The sequence below is a fragment of the Ruegeria sp. D6 genome, assembly GCF_056534365.1.
Window position 1 is genome coordinate 661,188 of sequence record NZ_JBQFPH010000002.1, and the last position, 17,367, is coordinate 678,554.

The window sequence follows — 17,367 nt, forward strand, 5'->3', positions numbered from 1 at the left end:
GGACTCGGGAATGAAAATCGCCACCGCCGCCTACGACCTCGATTGGCTCGATAGTTGGGCTCAATATGAAGACAAGCTTGAGGCATGGGTTTCCGAGGCCGCAGGACAAGGTGCCGACCTTCTGGTCTTTCCCGAATATGGCGCAATGGAGTTGTCGACGCTCGACGGCCCTAAGGTGGCCGGTGATCTCGAACGCTCAATCCGGGCGGTTTCCGACCGGATGGAAGATGTACAAGTTGTGCATTCGCGCCTTGCAAAGATGTACGACACATACATTCTGGGGGCTTCCGCCCCAGTCATCGACGGACCAGGGCGCCCGGTGAACCGCGCAGTGTTCTACGCTCCTGACGGTCGTCTCGATCATCAGGACAAGCAGATCATGACACGGTTTGAACGCGAGGCCTGGGACATCGCCCCGGGCGGTTCGTTGAAACTGTTTGATACCGCATTGGGTAAAATCGGCGTTCTGATCTGCTATGACAGTGAGTTCCCTCTCTTGGGTCGGGCCCTGAGCGAGGCCGACTTGATCCTCGTACCATCCTGCACCGAAGCCCTGTCCGGGTATTGGCGTGTGCGGATCGGCGCCATGTCTCGTGCCCTTGAAAATCAATGCGTTACGGTAATGTCATCGTTAGTTGGCGGCAATGAATGGTCCGAAGCAGTCGACATGAATACCGGCATGGGTGGCGTGTTTGGCCCGCCCGATATCGGGTTCCCACCGACGGGAGTGCTTGCCGAGGGCACGCTGAATACCGCCGGCTGGACCTATGCCGAGGCCGACCTGTCCACAATTGCAAACGTCCGCGCAGACGGGTGGGTATTGAACCGCACGCACTGGACCGAGCAAGACGCTCGGGTCGATTCAGTCACAATATCACCCCTTTAGGTGACTTCGCCCTTGAAATAAGGCCGAAATAGGCTCATTTAAGCGCACGATCTGCAGATTCTGCAGGTGCAACCTAATGATGGAGACAACATGGCCAAGGAAGATACGCTCGAATTTCCCGGTGTCGTGAAGGAACTCCTGCCTAATGCGACGTTTCGGGTCGAGCTGGAAAACGGCCATGAGATCATCGCACATACAGCAGGCAAGATGCGCAAGAACCGCATCCGTGTTCTGGCCGGCGACAAAGTTCAGGTCGAAATGACCCCATATGATCTGACCAAGGGTCGGATCAACTATCGCTTCAAGTAACGCTTCGTACATGGCGTTTATCCTCGGATCGGGCAGCCCGCGGCGGCTGGACCTGCTGGCGCAGCTTGGCGTTCGGCCCGATGCGATCCGTCCGCCGGATATCGATGAAACGCCGCTGAAAGGCGAACTGCCAGCCCCCTATTGCAGCCGCATCACGCGGCAAAAAGTTCAGGCTGTTCAAGCTGATAGCGATGATATCACCTTATGTGCCGACACAACGGTCGCACTGGGTCGCCGCATTCTTGGCAAACCCGAAGACGCGGGACAAGCTGCTGAGTTTCTGCACGCCCTGTCCGGCCGACGCCATCGGGTGATCACTTCGGTCGCTGTGCGGCGCGGGGATAAAATCCTCCAGCGTGATGTGGTTTCTCAGGTAAAAGTGAAACGTCTGTCCGACAGCGAAATCAATGCCTATCTTGCGACGGATGACTGGCAGGGCAAGGCCGGAGCCTATGCAATACAAGGTCCTGCCGGCGCGTTCATCCCGTGGATTTCAGGCTCGTTCACCGGTATCGTCGGCCTGCCCCTGTCCGAAACTGCTGCACTGCTGCAAGGCATCGGCTATCCCTTATATCGCGAGGTTTCATGAAGGGTCGTACCATCATTCTGGATCATATTCAGGGACGCGAAGCTGCAGCTCTGATGGTGGATGGTATTCTCGACGATTTCCTGATCGCCACAGATGCCCCTGCGCCAGGTACGATCTACCGCGCCCGCGCCGATCGCCCGGTCAAAGGTCAGGGCGGCATGTTTCTCACCACACCCGACGGCCCGGCTTTTCTGAGGCAAGTCAAAGGGTTGGCGCCCGGTGCTTTGCTACTGGTGCAGGTGACTGGATACGCCGAGCCCGGCAAAGCCATACCCGTCTCGAACCGTATTTTGTTCAAAAGCCGCTTTGCGATCGTGACACCTGACGCGCCCGGCCTGAACATCTCGCGCCGAATCCGTGATGAAGATATGCGCGACCAACTTCTCGAAATCGCGCATGAGCAAATGGGAAACAGCACGCACGGCCTGATCCTGCGCTCGTGCTGTCAGGCGGCGGATGCAGATGAAATCGCTGAAGATATCTCAGCCATGCTGGTACTTGCCGAGCAGGTATTGGCTGATACGGGCAGTGAACCAGAATTGCTGAGCGAGGGCGATGGTCCGCATATCCTGGCCTGGCGTGATTGGACGGACCCGGCCGAGGTCGTGACCGCATCCGGCGGATTTGAGGACCACGGTGTCGTTGATGCGCTCGATGCAGCAAAGGGGATTTCCGAAACGCTTCCCGGTGGAGGACACCTCTATATCCAACCGACCCGCGCGCTGGTTGCGGTGGATGTGAACACCGGCGCCGACACATCTCTCGCGGCGGGAACCAAAGCTAACTTCGCCTGCGCCAAAGCCCTGCCGCGCGCCCTGCGCGTGCGCGGGTTGGGGGGGCAGATCACTCTGGACCTTGCACCGATGCCCAAGAAAGACCGGAGGGGTTTCGAATCGGCCTTGCGGTCGGCATTCAAGTCCGATCCTGACGAGACGATCCTGGCCGGTTGGACCCCGCTTGGCCATTTCGAACTACAGCGCAAACGTGGTCGTATCCCATTGACGGAGATCCTGAAATGAGCTGCCCGATCTGCGGAGAAGATACCCAGCAGGCCTTTCGACCATTCTGCTCCAAACGCTGCGCGGATATCGATCTGGCAAAATGGCTAAACGGTTCTTATGCGGTGCCATCGCAACGTGAAGAAGACGCCGAGACGACCTCGGAACCAACCGAAAGCCCCACGTCCCTCCCGCATTGAAAAAATGTTAAAAAGCCTCTGGACACCGCCTGTGGCAAGTCATAGAAGGCCTCCACCCAATGGCAAACGCCATTCCCGTGCCCGGGTAGCTCAGGGGTAGAGCAGTGGATTGAAAATCCTCGTGTCGGTGGTTCGATTCCGCCCCCGGGCACCATTCCCAACAGGTAAGCTACTGTTTCCCTTCAGCTTTAACTGGAGCTGACCGAGGGCGTAGTACATGCTGGAGAACAAAACCGTTCCCTTCTCATTTGTGAATGCAGAGGTTTTCTACTTCACACGACGGGTCCCGAAAGACCTCGATCACCACTAGCTGCAGAGAAGTGTTGCTTTCCGGCGGTCTCCGAGCGACTCAATGCGATGGCTGAACTCGTGAGGCTGGGGATTCCCGTCTCGGCGAGGCTGCAGCCGCTTGTACCGGACAACGAAGAAGACGCGGCAAGACTAATTCGCGGATTCGCTGATTGTGGTGCGAAACACGTTTCGGTCGAGTAATTGAAACTGCCTATCGAAAAAATGCTTCGCAGTCAAAAGTGTTGGAAAGAGTTCTTCCGTGCGCCCGAAAAGACTACCAATCACGGCAAGCGGTTCGCGCAGCTAGGGAGTATGTGCTACCGCCTTAGCACAAGATTGAGGGCCACGAGTATCTATCAACAACCGCCAAGAAACATGGTTTAATCTATGGCTATGCCGATAACGAGTTTTTGCTTCGCAACCCCTTTCGCTCTTGCTGTAATGGTGCAGATTTGTTCCTGAGGGGCTCTGGGTCGCTAACATCACGCATTTCATTGTGGTCAAGATAGCCATAGCTCAGCCCAAAACTCAGATCCGCAGCACCTAATCCTACCGAAAATTGACGGCATGATCTGCACCTCCCAGACGTAGTTATCACCCATACGTCGATCCATGTCATGCCTATTGCTTCACCAACGCAGGTCCATCTAGCGCGGGGGACGATCTAAATACTGATGATTATTAGTGCGATCAATTTACACCTTTAACCGCAGAATAAAGTCGGCGGAATTTCATCAACCGCTCGGAAAGTGCAGCCATTTCAGCGGGTTCAAACCCTTCGGTTGTGGGCGGGTGATATGCCAAATCGGCTTTCGTCAACGCGCCGAGACCACACGCCGCGAGCCGGGCTGCGCCATATGCCGGACCGGAATCCGCCCCATCAGATCGTACAATGGGTTTTCCAATCACCGTTGCGATCAAACCAAGCAACAATTCTGATCGGCTGCCGCCTCTGGCGGCCAATTCGGGCAGGTCGTCAATTGTGTCACCAAAACTGAGCGCTGCATCGGCAAAGCAAAACGCAATTGCCTCAACTACAGAGCGGCAGATGTCAGCACGCGTTGTTGAGTCCTCCAGTCCAAAGAAACTGGCCCGAATACGTGGGTCTCCGTGCGGGCTGCGTTCACCCGTCAGATAGGGCAGAAAAATCGGAACGCGATCACCGTTGACCGTTTCAGCAAGCGCGACAACTTCGGTAGAAGTCAGCCCCAACTGATCCCCAATCCATGAAATGGGCCTTGCCCCGTTCAGCATCGCAGCCATTTGATACCAACGATCGGGCAGCGTGTGTGCCAAAGCATGAACATAGCTTTCAGGGTTAGGCTAATAACTTCGATTAGCCACAAATAGCTGACCGGATGTCCCGAGTGAGATGAACCCACGCCCTGGCTCGGTAGCACCCAATGACACCGCCCCTGTTGCCGCGTCCCCTCCTCCGGTCACGACGGGAATACCGGGTTTCAGCCTTGTCTCTGCCGCAGCTCGCGCGGTCACTTTCCCAACAACCGTTTGACCGTCGAATACTGGCGGTAACCAGTCGGGCTTTACAAATGTGGCTTCGGCGACAGCGGCATTCCATTTGCGCGACGCCTGATCAAGCCACATTGTTCCGGCCGCATCGGACGTATCGGTTGCCAATTCTCCATGCAGGCATAAGCCGATGTAGTCTTTGGGCAGCAGGATATGGGCAAGTCGACCGTAATGTTCGGGCTCATGTTGTCTAAGCCATGCAATCTTAGGTGCGGTAAAGCCTGGCAAGGGCAGGACACCCGCAATCTGTCCAATCTGTGGTTCGGCCGCACGCAGTTCATCACACTCGCGTGCTGATCAGCTGTCATTCCAAAGGATCGCCGGGCGGATCGGACGCAGATCGCGGTCCAGCAAAACGGCACCATGCATTTGACCGGACAATCCGACGGCCTTGATTTCGGACAATCCAATTCGGCCTACAAGTTGGTTCAAAGCGTCTACTGTCGCCTTCCACCAAAGGTCCGGGTGCTGCTCAGACCAGCCGGGCTGGGGTGAAGATGTCTGTATCCCCACCGAAGATGTCGCGAGAATCCGGTCCCTATCCGCGTAGGCAAGCTTGACAGCCGAAGTTCTGATATCGATCCCGAGATACACTCAAACCCCTCGCCCCGTTCAACTACTCGGAGACCGTCTGGCTATTGATTTTTTAGCGCGCGCAAAGAATATGTAAAGATACGATAAAATCAAGGCGGCTATGATCCGCAGGCAGACTAGCATGACCAAGATTAAGAATATGGAAGAGTTCGCGGCCCTCAGCGGCATTTCGCGGCCCACAGTATCCAAATATTTCCATGATCCCGAAAGTGTTCGCCCGACGACAAGGGCGCGCATCGAAGAAGCGCTCGAACGGTTTGATTACCGCCCTAACATTTATGCGGTGAACCAGAACCGAAAGCTGACCAAGAATATCGGCATCGTCGTACCCTATTTGTCTGACCCTTTCTTTGCAGAAATCGCACGGTATCTGGAACAATCCTGCATCGCGGCGGGCTATCGACCGTCTCTCTTCAGCTCACATGGCGAGCAAAAGCTCGAGAACGAAATTCTGGACGGCCTGCAATCCCTGAAACCCGCCGGGGTTTTGCTAGCCCCTTTGGGGCGTATCTCGGACCGATCCGCGATCGAGAAATTCTGTGCCAACGTGCCAACGGTCTTATTTGACAGTAACCTGGATGGTTTGGGGGCTGCCTTTGTTGGATCGGACAATTTCAGTTTTGTGTCACAAACGGTCGAATACATGACCCGCACGGGCGAACCGCCATCTTTCTTTGAAATGCGTACGCCTGCGAATCCGAACGCCAACAAACGTCGAAAAGCCTATGTTGAGGTGATGGAGCGTCTCGGGTTCGAGCCTCATATCATCAAAGTCGACGGCATAGGCTGGGCATTTGAAGAAATCGGTCACCGGGGCGCGTTGAAAGTTCTGGACGAGCGTCAATTGAGGACGAATTCAGTTCTATGCAGCAATGACCGACTCGCAATTGGCTTTCTTGCGGCCTGTTACGAACAGGGGATTCGGGTCGGACGCAAGAACGATTGCACGCTGCGCGTGGCCTCAAATGACGATCATCCGTTCGCAAAATTCACCTGCCCTTCTCTGACCACAGCTGCGCATGACTACGACAACGTGGCCGGAAGAAGTGTCGAAACGCTGTTCGAACTCATTGAAAATGGGGGAGAATTTGAGACACGAACAGAAACCCTTTTCCCTGCGCGGCTCGTATTAAGGAATTCGGCATAACTCGATAATTTTAACGCGCGTAAAGTTTTTATTGACGGCGCGACAATTTACGCTCTACGCTCTCTGCACGACATCCAAGCTCAGGGAGGACAGGGATGTATCTGAAGCACGCACTTCGCGCGGCGACTGCATTGACATTCGTCGCTACGGCCGCAGCCCACGCGCAATCTATCACGATCGCCACCGTGAATAATGGCGACATGATCCGGATGCAGGGCTATACTGACAAATTCACCGAAGCGACCGGTATCGACGTCGAATGGGTAACGCTGGAGGAGAACGTGCTGCGTCAGCGCGTCACCACCGACATCACGACCAAGGGCGGTCAGTTCGACATCATGACCATCGGCATGTACGAGACGCCCATCTGGGGCGCGAATGGCTGGTTGGTTCCGCTAGATGGTTTGTCCGAAGACTACGATGTCGGGGACATTCTGCCCGCAATGGCGGGGGGCCTAAGCCATGAAGGGACGCTGTACGCAGCGCCATTCTATGGTGAAAGCTCGATGATCATGTACCGCACTGACCTGATGGAACAGGCCGGCCTTGAAATGCCCGACGCGCCTACCTGGCAATTCATCCGCGAAGCTGCCGCTGCAATGACGGATCGGGACAATGACATCAACGGTATCTGCCTACGTGGCAAGGCTGGTTGGGGTGAAGGCGGCGCCTTTATCACCGTGACAGGCAATTCCTTCGGCGCGCGCTGGTTTGACGAGGATTGGAAGCCCCAGTTCGATCAGCCGGAATGGAAAGAAGCGCTCACTTTCTTCGTCGACATGATGAATGAATCTGGCCCGGCAGGCTTCGCCACCAATGGGTTCAATGAAAACCTGTCGTTGTTCCAGCAGGGCAAGTGTGGCATGTGGATCGACGCAACCGTCGCGGCATCCTTCGTGACCAATCCTGACGACTCAACAGTGGCAGACAAGGTTGGTTTTGCACTGGCACCGAACTCGGAAGGCGTAGATAAACGCGCCAATTGGTTGTGGGCCTGGGCGCTAGCGATCCCAGCGGGCACGCAGCAAGAGGACGCGGCAAAGCAATTCATCGAATGGGCGACCTCGAAAGACTACATTGAGTTGGTGGCCGAAAATGAAGGCTGGGCCAATGTGCCGCCGGGCGCGCGAACCTCGCTTTATGAGAACCCGAACTACAAGGAAGTTCCCTTTGCGAACATGACCTTAGAGTCGATCCTGATGGCCGATCCACAGAATTGCTGCGCACAGCCGACGCCATACACGGGTATCCAGTTCGTCGCGATCCCCGAGTTTGCCGGTATCGCTACGCAAGTAAGTCAGGAGTTCTCGGCAGTTTATGCCGGACAGCAGTCAGTGGACGAAGCACTCGCCAAAGCGCAGGCCTTCACCACCGAAGAAATGGAAGCCGCAGGCTACTGAGGCATCCCTCCCCGGCGGGCGGGCAGAGGTCTGCCCCCCGCTCTACCCTTCCACAACTCGCGTTTTTCTCGCAGGCTTTGGTTATGCCTGAACAGAGAGGGTTTGCGTCATGGCAACTCAACATTCCCGATCCGTCGCGCGCCTGATGATGGCACCCGCAGTGGTCCTGCTACTTGGCTGGATGCTCGTGCCCCTGACGATGACGCTGTATTTTTCCTTCAAGAAGTATCTGCCCCTTCGCGGTGGCGACTTGGGCTGGGTCGGGTTCGACAACTATGTCCGGTTCGTCTCGTCCAGCTCCTTCTGGCCCGCCGTGCAAGCGACGTTGATGATCGTAGGCGGCGTCTTGGTGATCACCGTAATTCTGGGCATTCTACTAGCGATGCTGCTGGATCAACCCATGTGGGGTCAGGGCGTTGTCCGTATCCTCGTGATCGCTCCCTTCTTTGTCATGCCCACCGTGTCTGCGTTGGTGTGGAAGAACATGTTCATGGATCCTGTGAATGGGTTGCTGGCCCATCTATGGCGCTTTTTCGGGGCCGAGCCGATCTCATGGCTATCCGAGGCCTCAATGACTTCGATCATCATGATCGTCTCATGGCAGTGGCTACCCTTCGCGACACTGATCCTGCTGACCGCAATTCAGTCACTGGACAGTGAACAGCTGGAAGCAGCCGAAATGGATGGTGCGCCAGTCCTGAAACGCTTTTATCACATCGTCCTGCCACATCTGAGCCGCGCGATAACCATCGTGATCCTGATCCAGACGATCTTTCTTTTGTCGATCTTCGCCGAAATCTTCGTGACCACCGGCGGCGCCTTCGGCACCCGCACCCTCACCTACCTGATCTTCCAGCGTGTGCTGGAAAGCCAGAATGTCGGCCTCGGATCAGCCGGAGGTGTCTACGCCATCATCCTTGCCAATATCGTTGCGATCTTCCTGATGCGCATCGTCGGCAAAAACCTGGACGCGTGAGGAGGAACGACCATGGCCCGCGCCGTCACATCCCGTCGTAAATCGCTGAACACCGCCCTTGCCTGGGCCGTTGGTCTGCTGATCTTTTTCCCGATCCTCTGGACGATCCTGACCAGCTTCAAAACCGAAGCTCAGGCGATCGCCAGCCCACCGCTGTTCCTGAACTTCGATTGGACGCTCGAGAACTATGCAATCGTACAGGAACGCTCGGATTACATGCGGTTCCTGTGGAATTCGGTGATCATCGCAGGTGGATCAACCATTCTGGGCGTGATCATCGCAGTGCCCGCAGCATGGGCCATGGCCTTCGTGCCGTCCAAGCGTACCAAGGACATCCTGCTGTGGATGCTGTCCACCAAGATGCTGCCCGCGGTGGGTGTTCTCTACCCGATCTATCTGCTGTTCATCCGGTTGGGTCTACTGGACACGCGCGGAGGGCTGGTCGTGGTGCTGATGCTGATCAACCTGCCGATCATCGTCTGGATGCTTTACACCTATTTCCGTGAAATCCCCGGTGAGATTCTGGAAGCCGCCCGGATGGATGGTGCCACGCTGAAAGAGGAAATCCTCTATGTGTTGACACCCATGGCCGTGCCCGGCATCGCCTCGACCGTGTTACTGAACTTCATTCTTGCCTGGAACGAGGCATTCTGGACGCTCAACCTGACTGCCGTTGACGCAGCGCCGCTTACCGCATTCATTGCCAGCTATTCCAGCCCCGAAGGCCTGTTCTTCGCCAAGCTCAGCGCGGCATCGACCATGGCGATCGCACCAATCCTCATCCTTGGCTGGTTCAGCCAAAAACAACTTGTCCGCGGCCTGACTTTCGGCGCTGTGAAATAAGGAAGACGACTATGGGACGTATCCAACTCAAGTCAGTGACCAAAAGCTTCGGTGACATAGAGGTCATTCCACCACTAGATTTGACTATCGAGGACGGTGAATTCACCGTCTTCGTCGGGCCCTCTGGTTGTGGCAAGTCCACGCTGTTGCGGCTCATTGCGGGGCTAGAGGACATCACTTCGGGCTCCATCGACATTGATGGCGCGGATGCAACCGACGTACCGCCCGCCAAACGTGGTCTGGCAATGGTGTTCCAGTCTTATGCTCTGTACCCGCATATGAGTGTGCGCAAGAACATCGCCTTTCCCTTGCGTATGGCCAAGCTGGATCAGGCCGAAATCGACAAGCGGGTCGAAGGCGCAGCAAGCGTCCTGAACCTGAGCGATTATCTCGACCGCCGCCCGGGGCAACTTTCCGGTGGGCAACGCCAGCGCGTTGCCATTGGTCGCGCCATTGTTCGTGAGCCCGCGGCATTCCTGTTCGACGAGCCCCTTTCAAACCTAGACGCGGCGCTGCGCGTTGGCATGCGGCTGGAGATCAGCGAACTGCACGAACGTCTGGCGACAACGATGATTTACGTGACGCACGATCAGGTTGAAGCCATGACAATGGCCGACAAGATCGTCGTGCTTCAGGCCGGTGTGATCGAACAGGTCGGCAGCCCGCTTGAATTATATCGGACGCCGCGCAACTTGTTTGTTGCAGGGTTCATCGGCTCGCCCAAAATGAACTTCATCGAAGGACCAGAGGCGGCGAAACACGGTGCACAAACAATCGGTATTCGCCCGGAACACATCGCGGTTTCGGAAACTGAAGGTGAATGGTCCGGGATCGTCAGCGTTTCAGAACACTTGGGATCGGACACCTTTTTTCACGTCCACGAGACCGGACTGGCCGAAACCATTACCGTCCGCGCAGATGGTGAGGTCGGCTTCCGCCATGGGGATCGAATTCACCTGACACCGCGTGCAGATGTCATCCATCGGTTTGATGCGAAAGGCTTGCGGATCGAATGACACGCTTGGCAGGCAAAACCGCCCTGATCACCGGGGCTGCGCGAGGCATCGGATTGGCCTTTGCCAAAGCTTATGTTGCAGAAGGCGCGCGTGTTGCCATTGCCGACATCGACATCCAGCGTGCGAAAGACGCCGCCGCAGAATTGGGTCAGGTTGCATTCGCCATCGAGATGGACGTGACAAACCAAGAAAGCATAGATGAGGCCGTCGCAAGAGCCGCTACACATTTCGGCCCTATCGACATTCTGATCAACAATGCGGCAATCTTCACCGCCGCCCCAATCGTTGAGATTGAGCGGGAAGACTACAACCGCGTGTTTGACATCAACGTCTCGGGTGCTTTGTTCACGATGCAGGCGGTCGCCCGGCACATGATCGAGCACGGGACCAAAGGTCGGATCATCAACATGGCATCTCAGGCTGGGCGAAGGGGGGAACCTTTGGTCGCAGTTTACTGCGCCAGCAAGGCGGCGATCATATCGCTGACCCAATCGGCGGGGCTGAACCTGATCGCTCATGGGATCAACGTGAACGCAATTGCTCCGGGTGTTGTTGATGGCGAGCATTGGGATGGCGTTGATGCGTTCTTTGCAAAACATGAAGATAAACCGCTCGGCCAAAAGAAACGCGAAGTGGCGGCAGCTGTTCCCTACGGGCGGATTGGTCGCGCAGAGGATCTGACCGGGATGGCTGTGTTTCTGGCCTCTGACGAAGCCAGGTACATTGTCGCCCAGACATATAACGTCGATGGCGGAAACTGGATGAGCTGATGAATCCTGTGGCAAACGCAAATCCTGCAGTACATCTAAGGCGAGATAACCTTTCAAACCTGCCGACAACTGTCAGGACCCCATCTTACAGGTGCTCGGACCTGACGCCCGGCATTGTCCATATCGGTCTCGGGAATTTTCACCGCGCGCATCAGGCTTGGTATATCCACCAGTTGATGCAGCAAGGTCAGGCCCACGACTGGGCAATCATCGGAGCCGGTGTGCGAAGCTACGATTCCGAGATGCGAGGGCGTCTGCTGGCGCAGGACTGCTTGACGACATTGATCGAACTGGACCCGAAAGGGATGTCCGCCCAGGTAATTGGTCCGATGATCGACTATCTTCCGGTCGAGGCAGGCAATGCAGCGTTGATCCGCAAGATGTCCGAGCCTTCCATCAAGATTGTGTCTTTGACAGTGACCGAAGGTGGATATTACCGAGATGCCAACACGGGTGCCCTCGACACAGATCACCAAGAAATTCTTCATGATGCAGCAAATCCAAACCAGCCGTGCACAGTATTCGGTGCGATCATTGCGGCGCTCAAGCAGCGCAGGGCGCAGGGCATCAAACCCTTCACCGCGCTGAGCTGCGACAACCTTAAGGATAATGGCGTGATCCTGAGGAACTGTGTTGTCGGTCTAGCACGCCTGTCTGACCCTGCTCTGGCCGACTGGATAGACCAGAACGGCGCATTCCCCAATTCAATGGTGGATTGCATCGTGCCCGCTACAACAGACCAAGTGATATCACAATGCCACGCACTTGGCGTCGATGACCAAGCACCCGTATCGCACGAGAACTATCGCCAATGGGTGATCGAGGACGATTTCTGCGCCGGGCGCCCACCCCTGGAACAGGTCGGCGTCACGCTGACCCGTGATGTCCAAAGCTATGAGACGATGAAACTGCGCATCTTGAACGGCGGTCACCAGTTGCTTGCTAATGTCGGCGAAATACTGAATGTCCCGACAATTTCGGATTGCATGCAGGACCGGGATATCTTGGCGTTTTTCAGAAAGGTCCAAGAAGAAGAAATTCTGCCTCATGTCGCAGCCGTCCCCGGAGCGACTGCAAATGAATACCTTGAGCAAGTTGAGACGCGATTTGCAAATACGGCCATTCACGACACGACGCGCCGGGTTGCTTTCGATGGATCGGCGCGACACCCCGGGTTCTTGCTGCCGTCACTTCGTGATGCACTTGCGGCAGGCTCTTCCATAAGCGGGCTCGCGCTGGCCGAAGCTTTCTGGTGTCGGATGTGTGCAGGATACCGTGAAGATGGCTCCGAAATCGCCCCCAATGACCCCCAATGGGAGAGTCTACAGAAAGCTTCGCTGGCGTCCAAAGACGATCCAGAACTCTGGGTCGGCCAGCAACACTATAGCGATGCTTGCGCCCTCGGCGCAGACTTTCCCAGAGCTTTTGCCTTCTGGCTAACTACGATCTGGAAACACGGCAGTCGGGCAGCTATCGCGGAATATATCAATCGCAGTTGAGCCCTTTTCTGAACGCGCTTTGCAGAGCAGGGTCAGTCGCCGATACGAATATCGAGCGACACAGTATTCAGCCATCCGGCCTTAGCGAAGCCGTTGATTTTGATACGACCCCAATACCCACTACGCGCAAGTTTTGCGATTTTCGCCTATAAGTTCTTCCATCATGTCCACGCATCCGAGAAGTTGTCATCGAATTTAAGCGCAAACCAAGTCGGCGGAGAGCCCTTAAAGGATCAAAATGAGCGACGCCTCATTTAACGCACAGGTCGTGTAGCGGCCCTTCATTCGTGTTATCAATTGTGTCAACCAGAGGATTGGTTGCTTTTTTCGACAATAGTTGCCCGCTTAGACGAGACACTGCTTAAACTAAAAATCAGAATTACTTCGCTTTGCGTCGATGAATAAAGTAGTCAACAAGTGCGAGACCAGAACATCAGCCCAACCTTCTATTTGCTTCGTCACGGCGAGACCGAATGGAACTCCCAAAAACGGAGGCAAGGACGTCGGGACTCGCCCCTGACCGACCGAGGCATTCGTCAAGCATTGGCAAACGCAAGTAAACTACGAAGCCGCCTTTCTTTCGATCATTCGCTTTCAATATTTTCGAGCCCGCTTGGCCGAGCTGCACAGACAGCATCAATCGTGATCAAGGAACTAGGTCTGCCGCCAGAAATCATCGAGTACGAGACCAGTTTGGTGGAATGCAGTTTCGGGCAATGGGAAGGATTGACTGAAAAAGAGATCACTCGACAGTTTCCCAAGGAATGGGAAGCGCGATGCTCTGATCGCTGGAATTATCCACCCCCGGGTGGAGAGTCCTATGCTGACGTGCACAATCGTGTTTCCTCATGGTATTCGAGCAGCTCGTTCGAAGGAACAGTGATAATTGTTGGCCACGGATTAACATCCCGCGTGTTTCGAGGAATCTTCCTGGGCCTATCCGCACAAGAGGTATTTGAATTGAACGAACCTCAAGACGGCTTCATCAGGTTGCAAGACGGACATTCAGCCTACATTGAACACTAAAGCTTCGTTGATTGGGCATTTGTCCCGAGTATCCGGTTTTCCGTTGGTTGCAGGTCCAAATTATTATCTCGATGAAGCGGGGGATATCGGCTCATTCACCGCAAATTCAATACGACACTGAGTTTTCACAAACTGCGCCCCTCTAGTTGAATGCGCCACTTCAAGGATAGATTTGTTTTTCTCGGTATGTTTTTTTGTTAGTGTAACACACTGTTCACGCCGACCTCTCCAAGCGAAGCAATTTCTGCTGCACACGGATCTTAATCGCATCCATTGGCCAGCCTTTCGGCATGATCCAATGCGGCTACCTAACAATTGCACGGTGCTTTAGACGATGGTTCTTTTGCAAATTTAGGCTAGTTGATGTGTCTGATCCTTCCCAACTGCAACTGAAAAGAACATGAACGGCGTCAGCGTTTGTGGCGCGGTGCTCACCGGCAATCGACACTCCACCTCACGCCCAAATCCGACAGATGCCTTTGAACCCGCCCAGGATAATCAGATACAATTGCATCCACGCGCAGGTCGATCATTCTGCCTATTTCTTCGTGCGAATTGACCGTCCACACGGCAACACATAGGCCCAGTTCTTTTGCGCGCGCCACATTTTCAGCCGTTACATCCGTGTAGTATGGGCACCAAAGCGAACCGCCAGCTTGCTTGACCAAATTTGGAATTTCATCACGACGACCACGAAAGTCAGGGCAAACCGCTTTCGAGGAATCCTCACCAACATCCGCGGCGTTTTCCGGAAGCTGCGTCAGGTAGGAAGACGGCATGTCAGGAGCCTGCCGCTGACACTCCTCCAACAGGTTCCAATCAAAACTGTGGAGCACCGCGCGCGAAGACAATCCTTTGTCACGTACTTCTTGAAGAACCCGACCGACAAATTTCTTCCTATAAAGCGCATCGTGAGCCAATTCCGGATCCGACTTCAGTTCGAGCATCAAATAGGCATCGCCGTATTTTGGATCATCAACCAAATCCAGCAAATCCTGCAACTTTGGAACACGGATGCCATCCAGTTGAGCCTGGTCCGGAAACCGTTGGCCATAAGCCGAATGACCATCCAACCGCCCGATGTCAAATTGCTGGATTTGCTCGAACGTCAATGACGAGACCTTCGGCTCTTCTCCGGTCAGAAACAGGCCATTTGCGTCACGAAAGCTGGGAGCGTGCAGCCGATGGTTGTGGGTTATGACCGGTACGTCATCGGCCGTCAGGACAACATCAAACTCAAGCAGCGGGACGCCGATAGAGAGCAAAAAGTCAAAGCCAATCATACTGTTTTCGGGCAGCACACCCCGCGCACCTCGATGCCCCACAACCCGGATCAGGTTTTTGCCACCACGAAAGGCTTCAACCTGTGGAAAGACCATCAGCCTTCCAACCTCTTGCCGGATGAATGGTCAAACAGATGCATGTGCTCTGAGGCAACTGAGAACCGCATGCTCGGATGCCGGCCTTCGATTGGGTGGACACCCGGAAGACTTATCGTAATCGCGTCGCCTGCATCCGTGAGCTGGCCATGCAATAAGGTGTTTGCGCCTAGCGGTTCCGCCATCTGAATAGCGGCTTCCAACGGACCATTGTCGTCCAGAAACAGATGCTCTGGTCGGATTCCAAGCTTTAGTGGGGTATCAGGCCCCGTGGATGGGCCAATCTCTATGCCCCCTATCTTAACCGTTCCGTTTTCACGCTGAGCATCAAAGATATTCATTGCAGGGCTACCAATAAACTGAGCCGCGAAAAGGGTTCCTGGTGTTTCATATACCTCCAATGGCGTCCCAATCTGCTCAGCGATGCCTCCGTTCATCACGATCATCCTGTCTGCCATCGTCATCGCTTCGACCTGATCGTGAGTCACGTAAAGCGATGTAATTCCAAGCTTTTCCTGAAGCTCGCGGATTTCTAAACGCATCTGAACACGCAGCTTGGCATCAAGATTTGAGAGTGGTTCATCAAACAGGAAAACCGCCGGCTCGCGAACAATTGCCCGCCCCATTGCCACCCTTTGGCGTTGACCGCCTGAAAGCTGCCGGGGTTTGCGGTCCAACAAAGCTTCCAGCTGCAACAGTTTGGCGGCCTCGGTCACCTTCTGGTCAATCTGGTTTTTTGGAAGCCCCGCGATTTTTAGCCCATACCCCATGTTCTGGCGCACCGACATATGTGGGTAGAGCGCATAATTCTGGAACACCATCGCGATATCGCGATCCATCGGCTCTTTGTCGTTGGCTCGTTCTTCTCCAATCCGGATTTCACCGGACGTTACGGTTTCAAGGCCCGCAACCATTCGCAAAAGCGTGGATTTTCCGCAGCCCGAAGGGCCAACAATCACGATGAATTCACCGTCCGCAATATCTATGTCGATGCCATGGATAACATCCGTCGGGCCAAAGCTCTTTTTGACATTCTCTAAGTTTACTGTTGCCATTTCTTACTTCTCGCTATCGACGAGGCCGCGGACAAAGAGCTTTTGCATCGACACCACTACGATGACCGGCGGGATCATTGCCAAAATCGAAGTGGCCATGATGACCGGCCATTCCGCCACGTCGTCGCCGGATGGGAACATCTGTTTGATACCCATCACGATGGTGTTCATTTCAGGATCGGTAGTGATGAGCAGCGGCCAGAGATATTGATTCCACCCGTAGATAAAAAGGATCACGAACAGCGCCGCGATATTCGTTCGGCTCATGGGGACCACGATATCAATGAAAAACCGCATCGGGCGGGCACCATCGACGCGTGCAGCTTCGGCCAGTTCATCCGGGATCGTCAGAAAGAACTGCCGGAACAGGAACGTTGCCGTGGCCGAGGCGATTAAGGGGAAGATCAGCCCATAGTAGCTGTTGAGCATGCCGAACCCGGCGACAACTTCGAACGTCGGCACAATACGAACCTCGACCGGAAGCATCAGCGTTAGGAAGATCAGCCAAAAGAACGTCGTTCGCCCGGGAAAACGGAAATAGACGATCGCAAAAGCTGACAGCAGCGAAATTATGATCTTGCCCACTGCGATTCCGATGGCCATCACGAGACTGTTGAACAACATTGTGGCGACCGGGACGTTCACGCCGGAAAACAGCGCGGCCTTATAGTTTTCCCAGAATTGATCGCCGGGAAGAATGGGCATGGGCGGCGACACGATTTCCGGCTGGGTCACAGTCGATGCTACGAACGCCAGCCAGATCGGGAAAAAGATGATTAAGACGCCAAGGATCATCATGGCATGGGTCAACCAGATCCCCATGCCACGTTTTTCGACCATTCCGTGTTGTTGGGCTGCC

General features: G+C 55.1%; 17 protein-coding genes, 1 tRNA gene and 1 pseudogene. 14 read left to right on the forward strand and 5 right to left on the reverse strand.

Annotated elements, in window-relative coordinates; all coding sequences use genetic code 11:
- The first annotated feature begins 10 nt into the window (after window positions 1-10).
- The 6 genes from ACR0A1_RS10795 to ACR0A1_RS10820 all read left to right on the forward strand — a co-directional run bounded on the left by ACR0A1_RS10795 (window position 11) and on the right by ACR0A1_RS10820 (window position 3,136).
- Complete coding sequence (locus ACR0A1_RS10795; RefSeq protein ID WP_480867427.1) at window positions 11-886, forward strand: carbon-nitrogen hydrolase family protein; 876 nt, start codon at window positions 11-13, stop codon at window positions 884-886.
- Between the two features lie 90 nt (window positions 887-976).
- A complete protein-coding gene (gene infA, locus ACR0A1_RS10800) occupies window positions 977-1,195 on the forward strand; it encodes a translation initiation factor IF-1 (RefSeq protein ID WP_005978431.1) in 219 nt (72 codons plus the stop codon).
- 10 nt (window positions 1,196-1,205) lie between these two features.
- A complete protein-coding gene (locus tag ACR0A1_RS10805; RefSeq protein ID WP_480867428.1) occupies window positions 1,206-1,784 on the forward strand; it encodes a Maf family protein in 579 nt (192 codons plus the stop codon).
- Window positions 1,781-2,803 carry a ribonuclease E/G gene (locus ACR0A1_RS10810; RefSeq protein WP_480867430.1) on the forward strand — a complete coding sequence of 341 codons (1,023 nt, stop codon included), beginning with the start codon at window positions 1,781-1,783 and terminating at the stop codon, window positions 2,801-2,803. The genes ACR0A1_RS10805 and ACR0A1_RS10810 overlap by 4 nt, the downstream gene beginning before the upstream one ends.
- Window positions 2,800-2,982: a DNA gyrase inhibitor YacG gene (locus ACR0A1_RS10815; RefSeq protein ID WP_170402469.1), complete on the forward strand. Its 183-nt coding sequence runs from the start codon at window positions 2,800-2,802 to the stop codon at window positions 2,980-2,982. Before ACR0A1_RS10810 ends, ACR0A1_RS10815 begins: the two co-directional genes overlap by 4 nt.
- A 79-nt stretch (window positions 2,983-3,061) precedes the next feature.
- Window positions 3,062-3,136 (forward strand) — tRNA-Phe (locus ACR0A1_RS10820).
- 827 nt (window positions 3,137-3,963) lie between these two features.
- Here ACR0A1_RS10820 and ACR0A1_RS10825 read toward each other — a convergent pair.
- Both ACR0A1_RS10825 and ACR0A1_RS10830 read right to left on the reverse strand, forming a co-directional pair.
- Window positions 3,964-4,569 carry an FGGY-family carbohydrate kinase gene (locus ACR0A1_RS10825; RefSeq protein ID WP_480867432.1) on the reverse strand — a complete coding sequence of 202 codons (606 nt, stop codon included), beginning with the start codon at window positions 4,567-4,569 and terminating at the stop codon, window positions 3,964-3,966.
- Between the two features lie 27 nt (window positions 4,570-4,596).
- A pseudogene (locus ACR0A1_RS10830) lies at window positions 4,597-5,397 on the reverse strand (FGGY family carbohydrate kinase).
- Between the two features lie 121 nt (window positions 5,398-5,518).
- Between ACR0A1_RS10830 and ACR0A1_RS10835 the strand changes: the two are divergent.
- The 8 genes from ACR0A1_RS10835 (at window position 5,519) to ACR0A1_RS10870 (ending at window position 14,074) form a co-directional block, all read left to right on the forward strand.
- Entirely contained in the window at window positions 5,519-6,544 is a 1,026-nt protein-coding gene (locus ACR0A1_RS10835) for a LacI family DNA-binding transcriptional regulator (protein ID WP_170565216.1), read from the forward strand.
- A 95-nt stretch (window positions 6,545-6,639) separates the two neighbouring features.
- Window positions 6,640-7,944 carry an ABC transporter substrate-binding protein gene (locus ACR0A1_RS10840; RefSeq protein WP_170392705.1) on the forward strand — a complete coding sequence of 435 codons (1,305 nt, stop codon included), beginning with the start codon at window positions 6,640-6,642 and terminating at the stop codon, window positions 7,942-7,944.
- A 109-nt stretch (window positions 7,945-8,053) separates the two neighbouring features.
- Window positions 8,054-8,920, forward strand: coding sequence for a carbohydrate ABC transporter permease (locus ACR0A1_RS10845; RefSeq protein ID WP_170392706.1), 867 nt, complete (start codon window positions 8,054-8,056; stop codon window positions 8,918-8,920).
- Between the two features lie 12 nt (window positions 8,921-8,932).
- Entirely contained in the window at window positions 8,933-9,763 is an 831-nt protein-coding gene (locus tag ACR0A1_RS10850; protein WP_010443328.1) for a carbohydrate ABC transporter permease, read from the forward strand.
- 11 nt (window positions 9,764-9,774) lie between these two features.
- On the forward strand, window positions 9,775-10,779 hold the full coding sequence (locus tag ACR0A1_RS10855; protein ID WP_480752235.1) for an ABC transporter ATP-binding protein: 1,005 nt from the start codon (window positions 9,775-9,777) through the stop codon (window positions 10,777-10,779).
- Window positions 10,776-11,549 carry an L-iditol 2-dehydrogenase gene (locus ACR0A1_RS10860; RefSeq protein WP_480752234.1) on the forward strand — a complete coding sequence of 258 codons (774 nt, stop codon included), beginning with the start codon at window positions 10,776-10,778 and terminating at the stop codon, window positions 11,547-11,549. The genes ACR0A1_RS10855 and ACR0A1_RS10860 overlap by 4 nt, the downstream gene beginning before the upstream one ends.
- Window positions 11,549-13,048 carry a mannitol dehydrogenase family protein gene (locus ACR0A1_RS10865; protein ID WP_480752233.1) on the forward strand — a complete coding sequence of 500 codons (1,500 nt, stop codon included), beginning with the start codon at window positions 11,549-11,551 and terminating at the stop codon, window positions 13,046-13,048. The genes ACR0A1_RS10860 and ACR0A1_RS10865 overlap by 1 nt, the downstream gene beginning before the upstream one ends.
- A 417-nt stretch (window positions 13,049-13,465) precedes the next feature.
- On the forward strand, window positions 13,466-14,074 hold the full coding sequence (locus tag ACR0A1_RS10870; RefSeq protein WP_170392710.1) for a histidine phosphatase family protein: 609 nt from the start codon (window positions 13,466-13,468) through the stop codon (window positions 14,072-14,074).
- 431 nt (window positions 14,075-14,505) lie between these two features.
- On the opposite strand, the gene ACR0A1_RS10875 is transcribed toward ACR0A1_RS10870, so the two are convergent.
- From ACR0A1_RS10875 to ugpE, 3 genes are read right to left on the reverse strand one after another with little or no spacing between them, the layout of a single operon-like run.
- Window positions 14,506-15,453, reverse strand: coding sequence for a glycerophosphodiester phosphodiesterase family protein (locus tag ACR0A1_RS10875; protein ID WP_480867437.1), 948 nt, complete (start codon window positions 15,451-15,453; stop codon window positions 14,506-14,508).
- The gene (gene ugpC / locus ACR0A1_RS10880; protein WP_480867439.1) at window positions 15,453-16,508 is read right to left on the reverse strand and encodes a sn-glycerol-3-phosphate ABC transporter ATP-binding protein UgpC; all 1,056 of its coding nucleotides are present in this window, start codon (window positions 16,506-16,508) and stop codon (window positions 15,453-15,455) included. Before ugpC ends, ACR0A1_RS10875 begins: the two co-directional genes overlap by 1 nt.
- Window positions 16,509-16,511: 3 nt before the next feature.
- Entirely contained in the window at window positions 16,512-17,348 is an 837-nt protein-coding gene (gene ugpE, locus ACR0A1_RS10885; protein ID WP_170392936.1) for a sn-glycerol-3-phosphate ABC transporter permease UgpE, read from the reverse strand.
- Window positions 17,349-17,367: the final 19 nt, after the last annotated feature.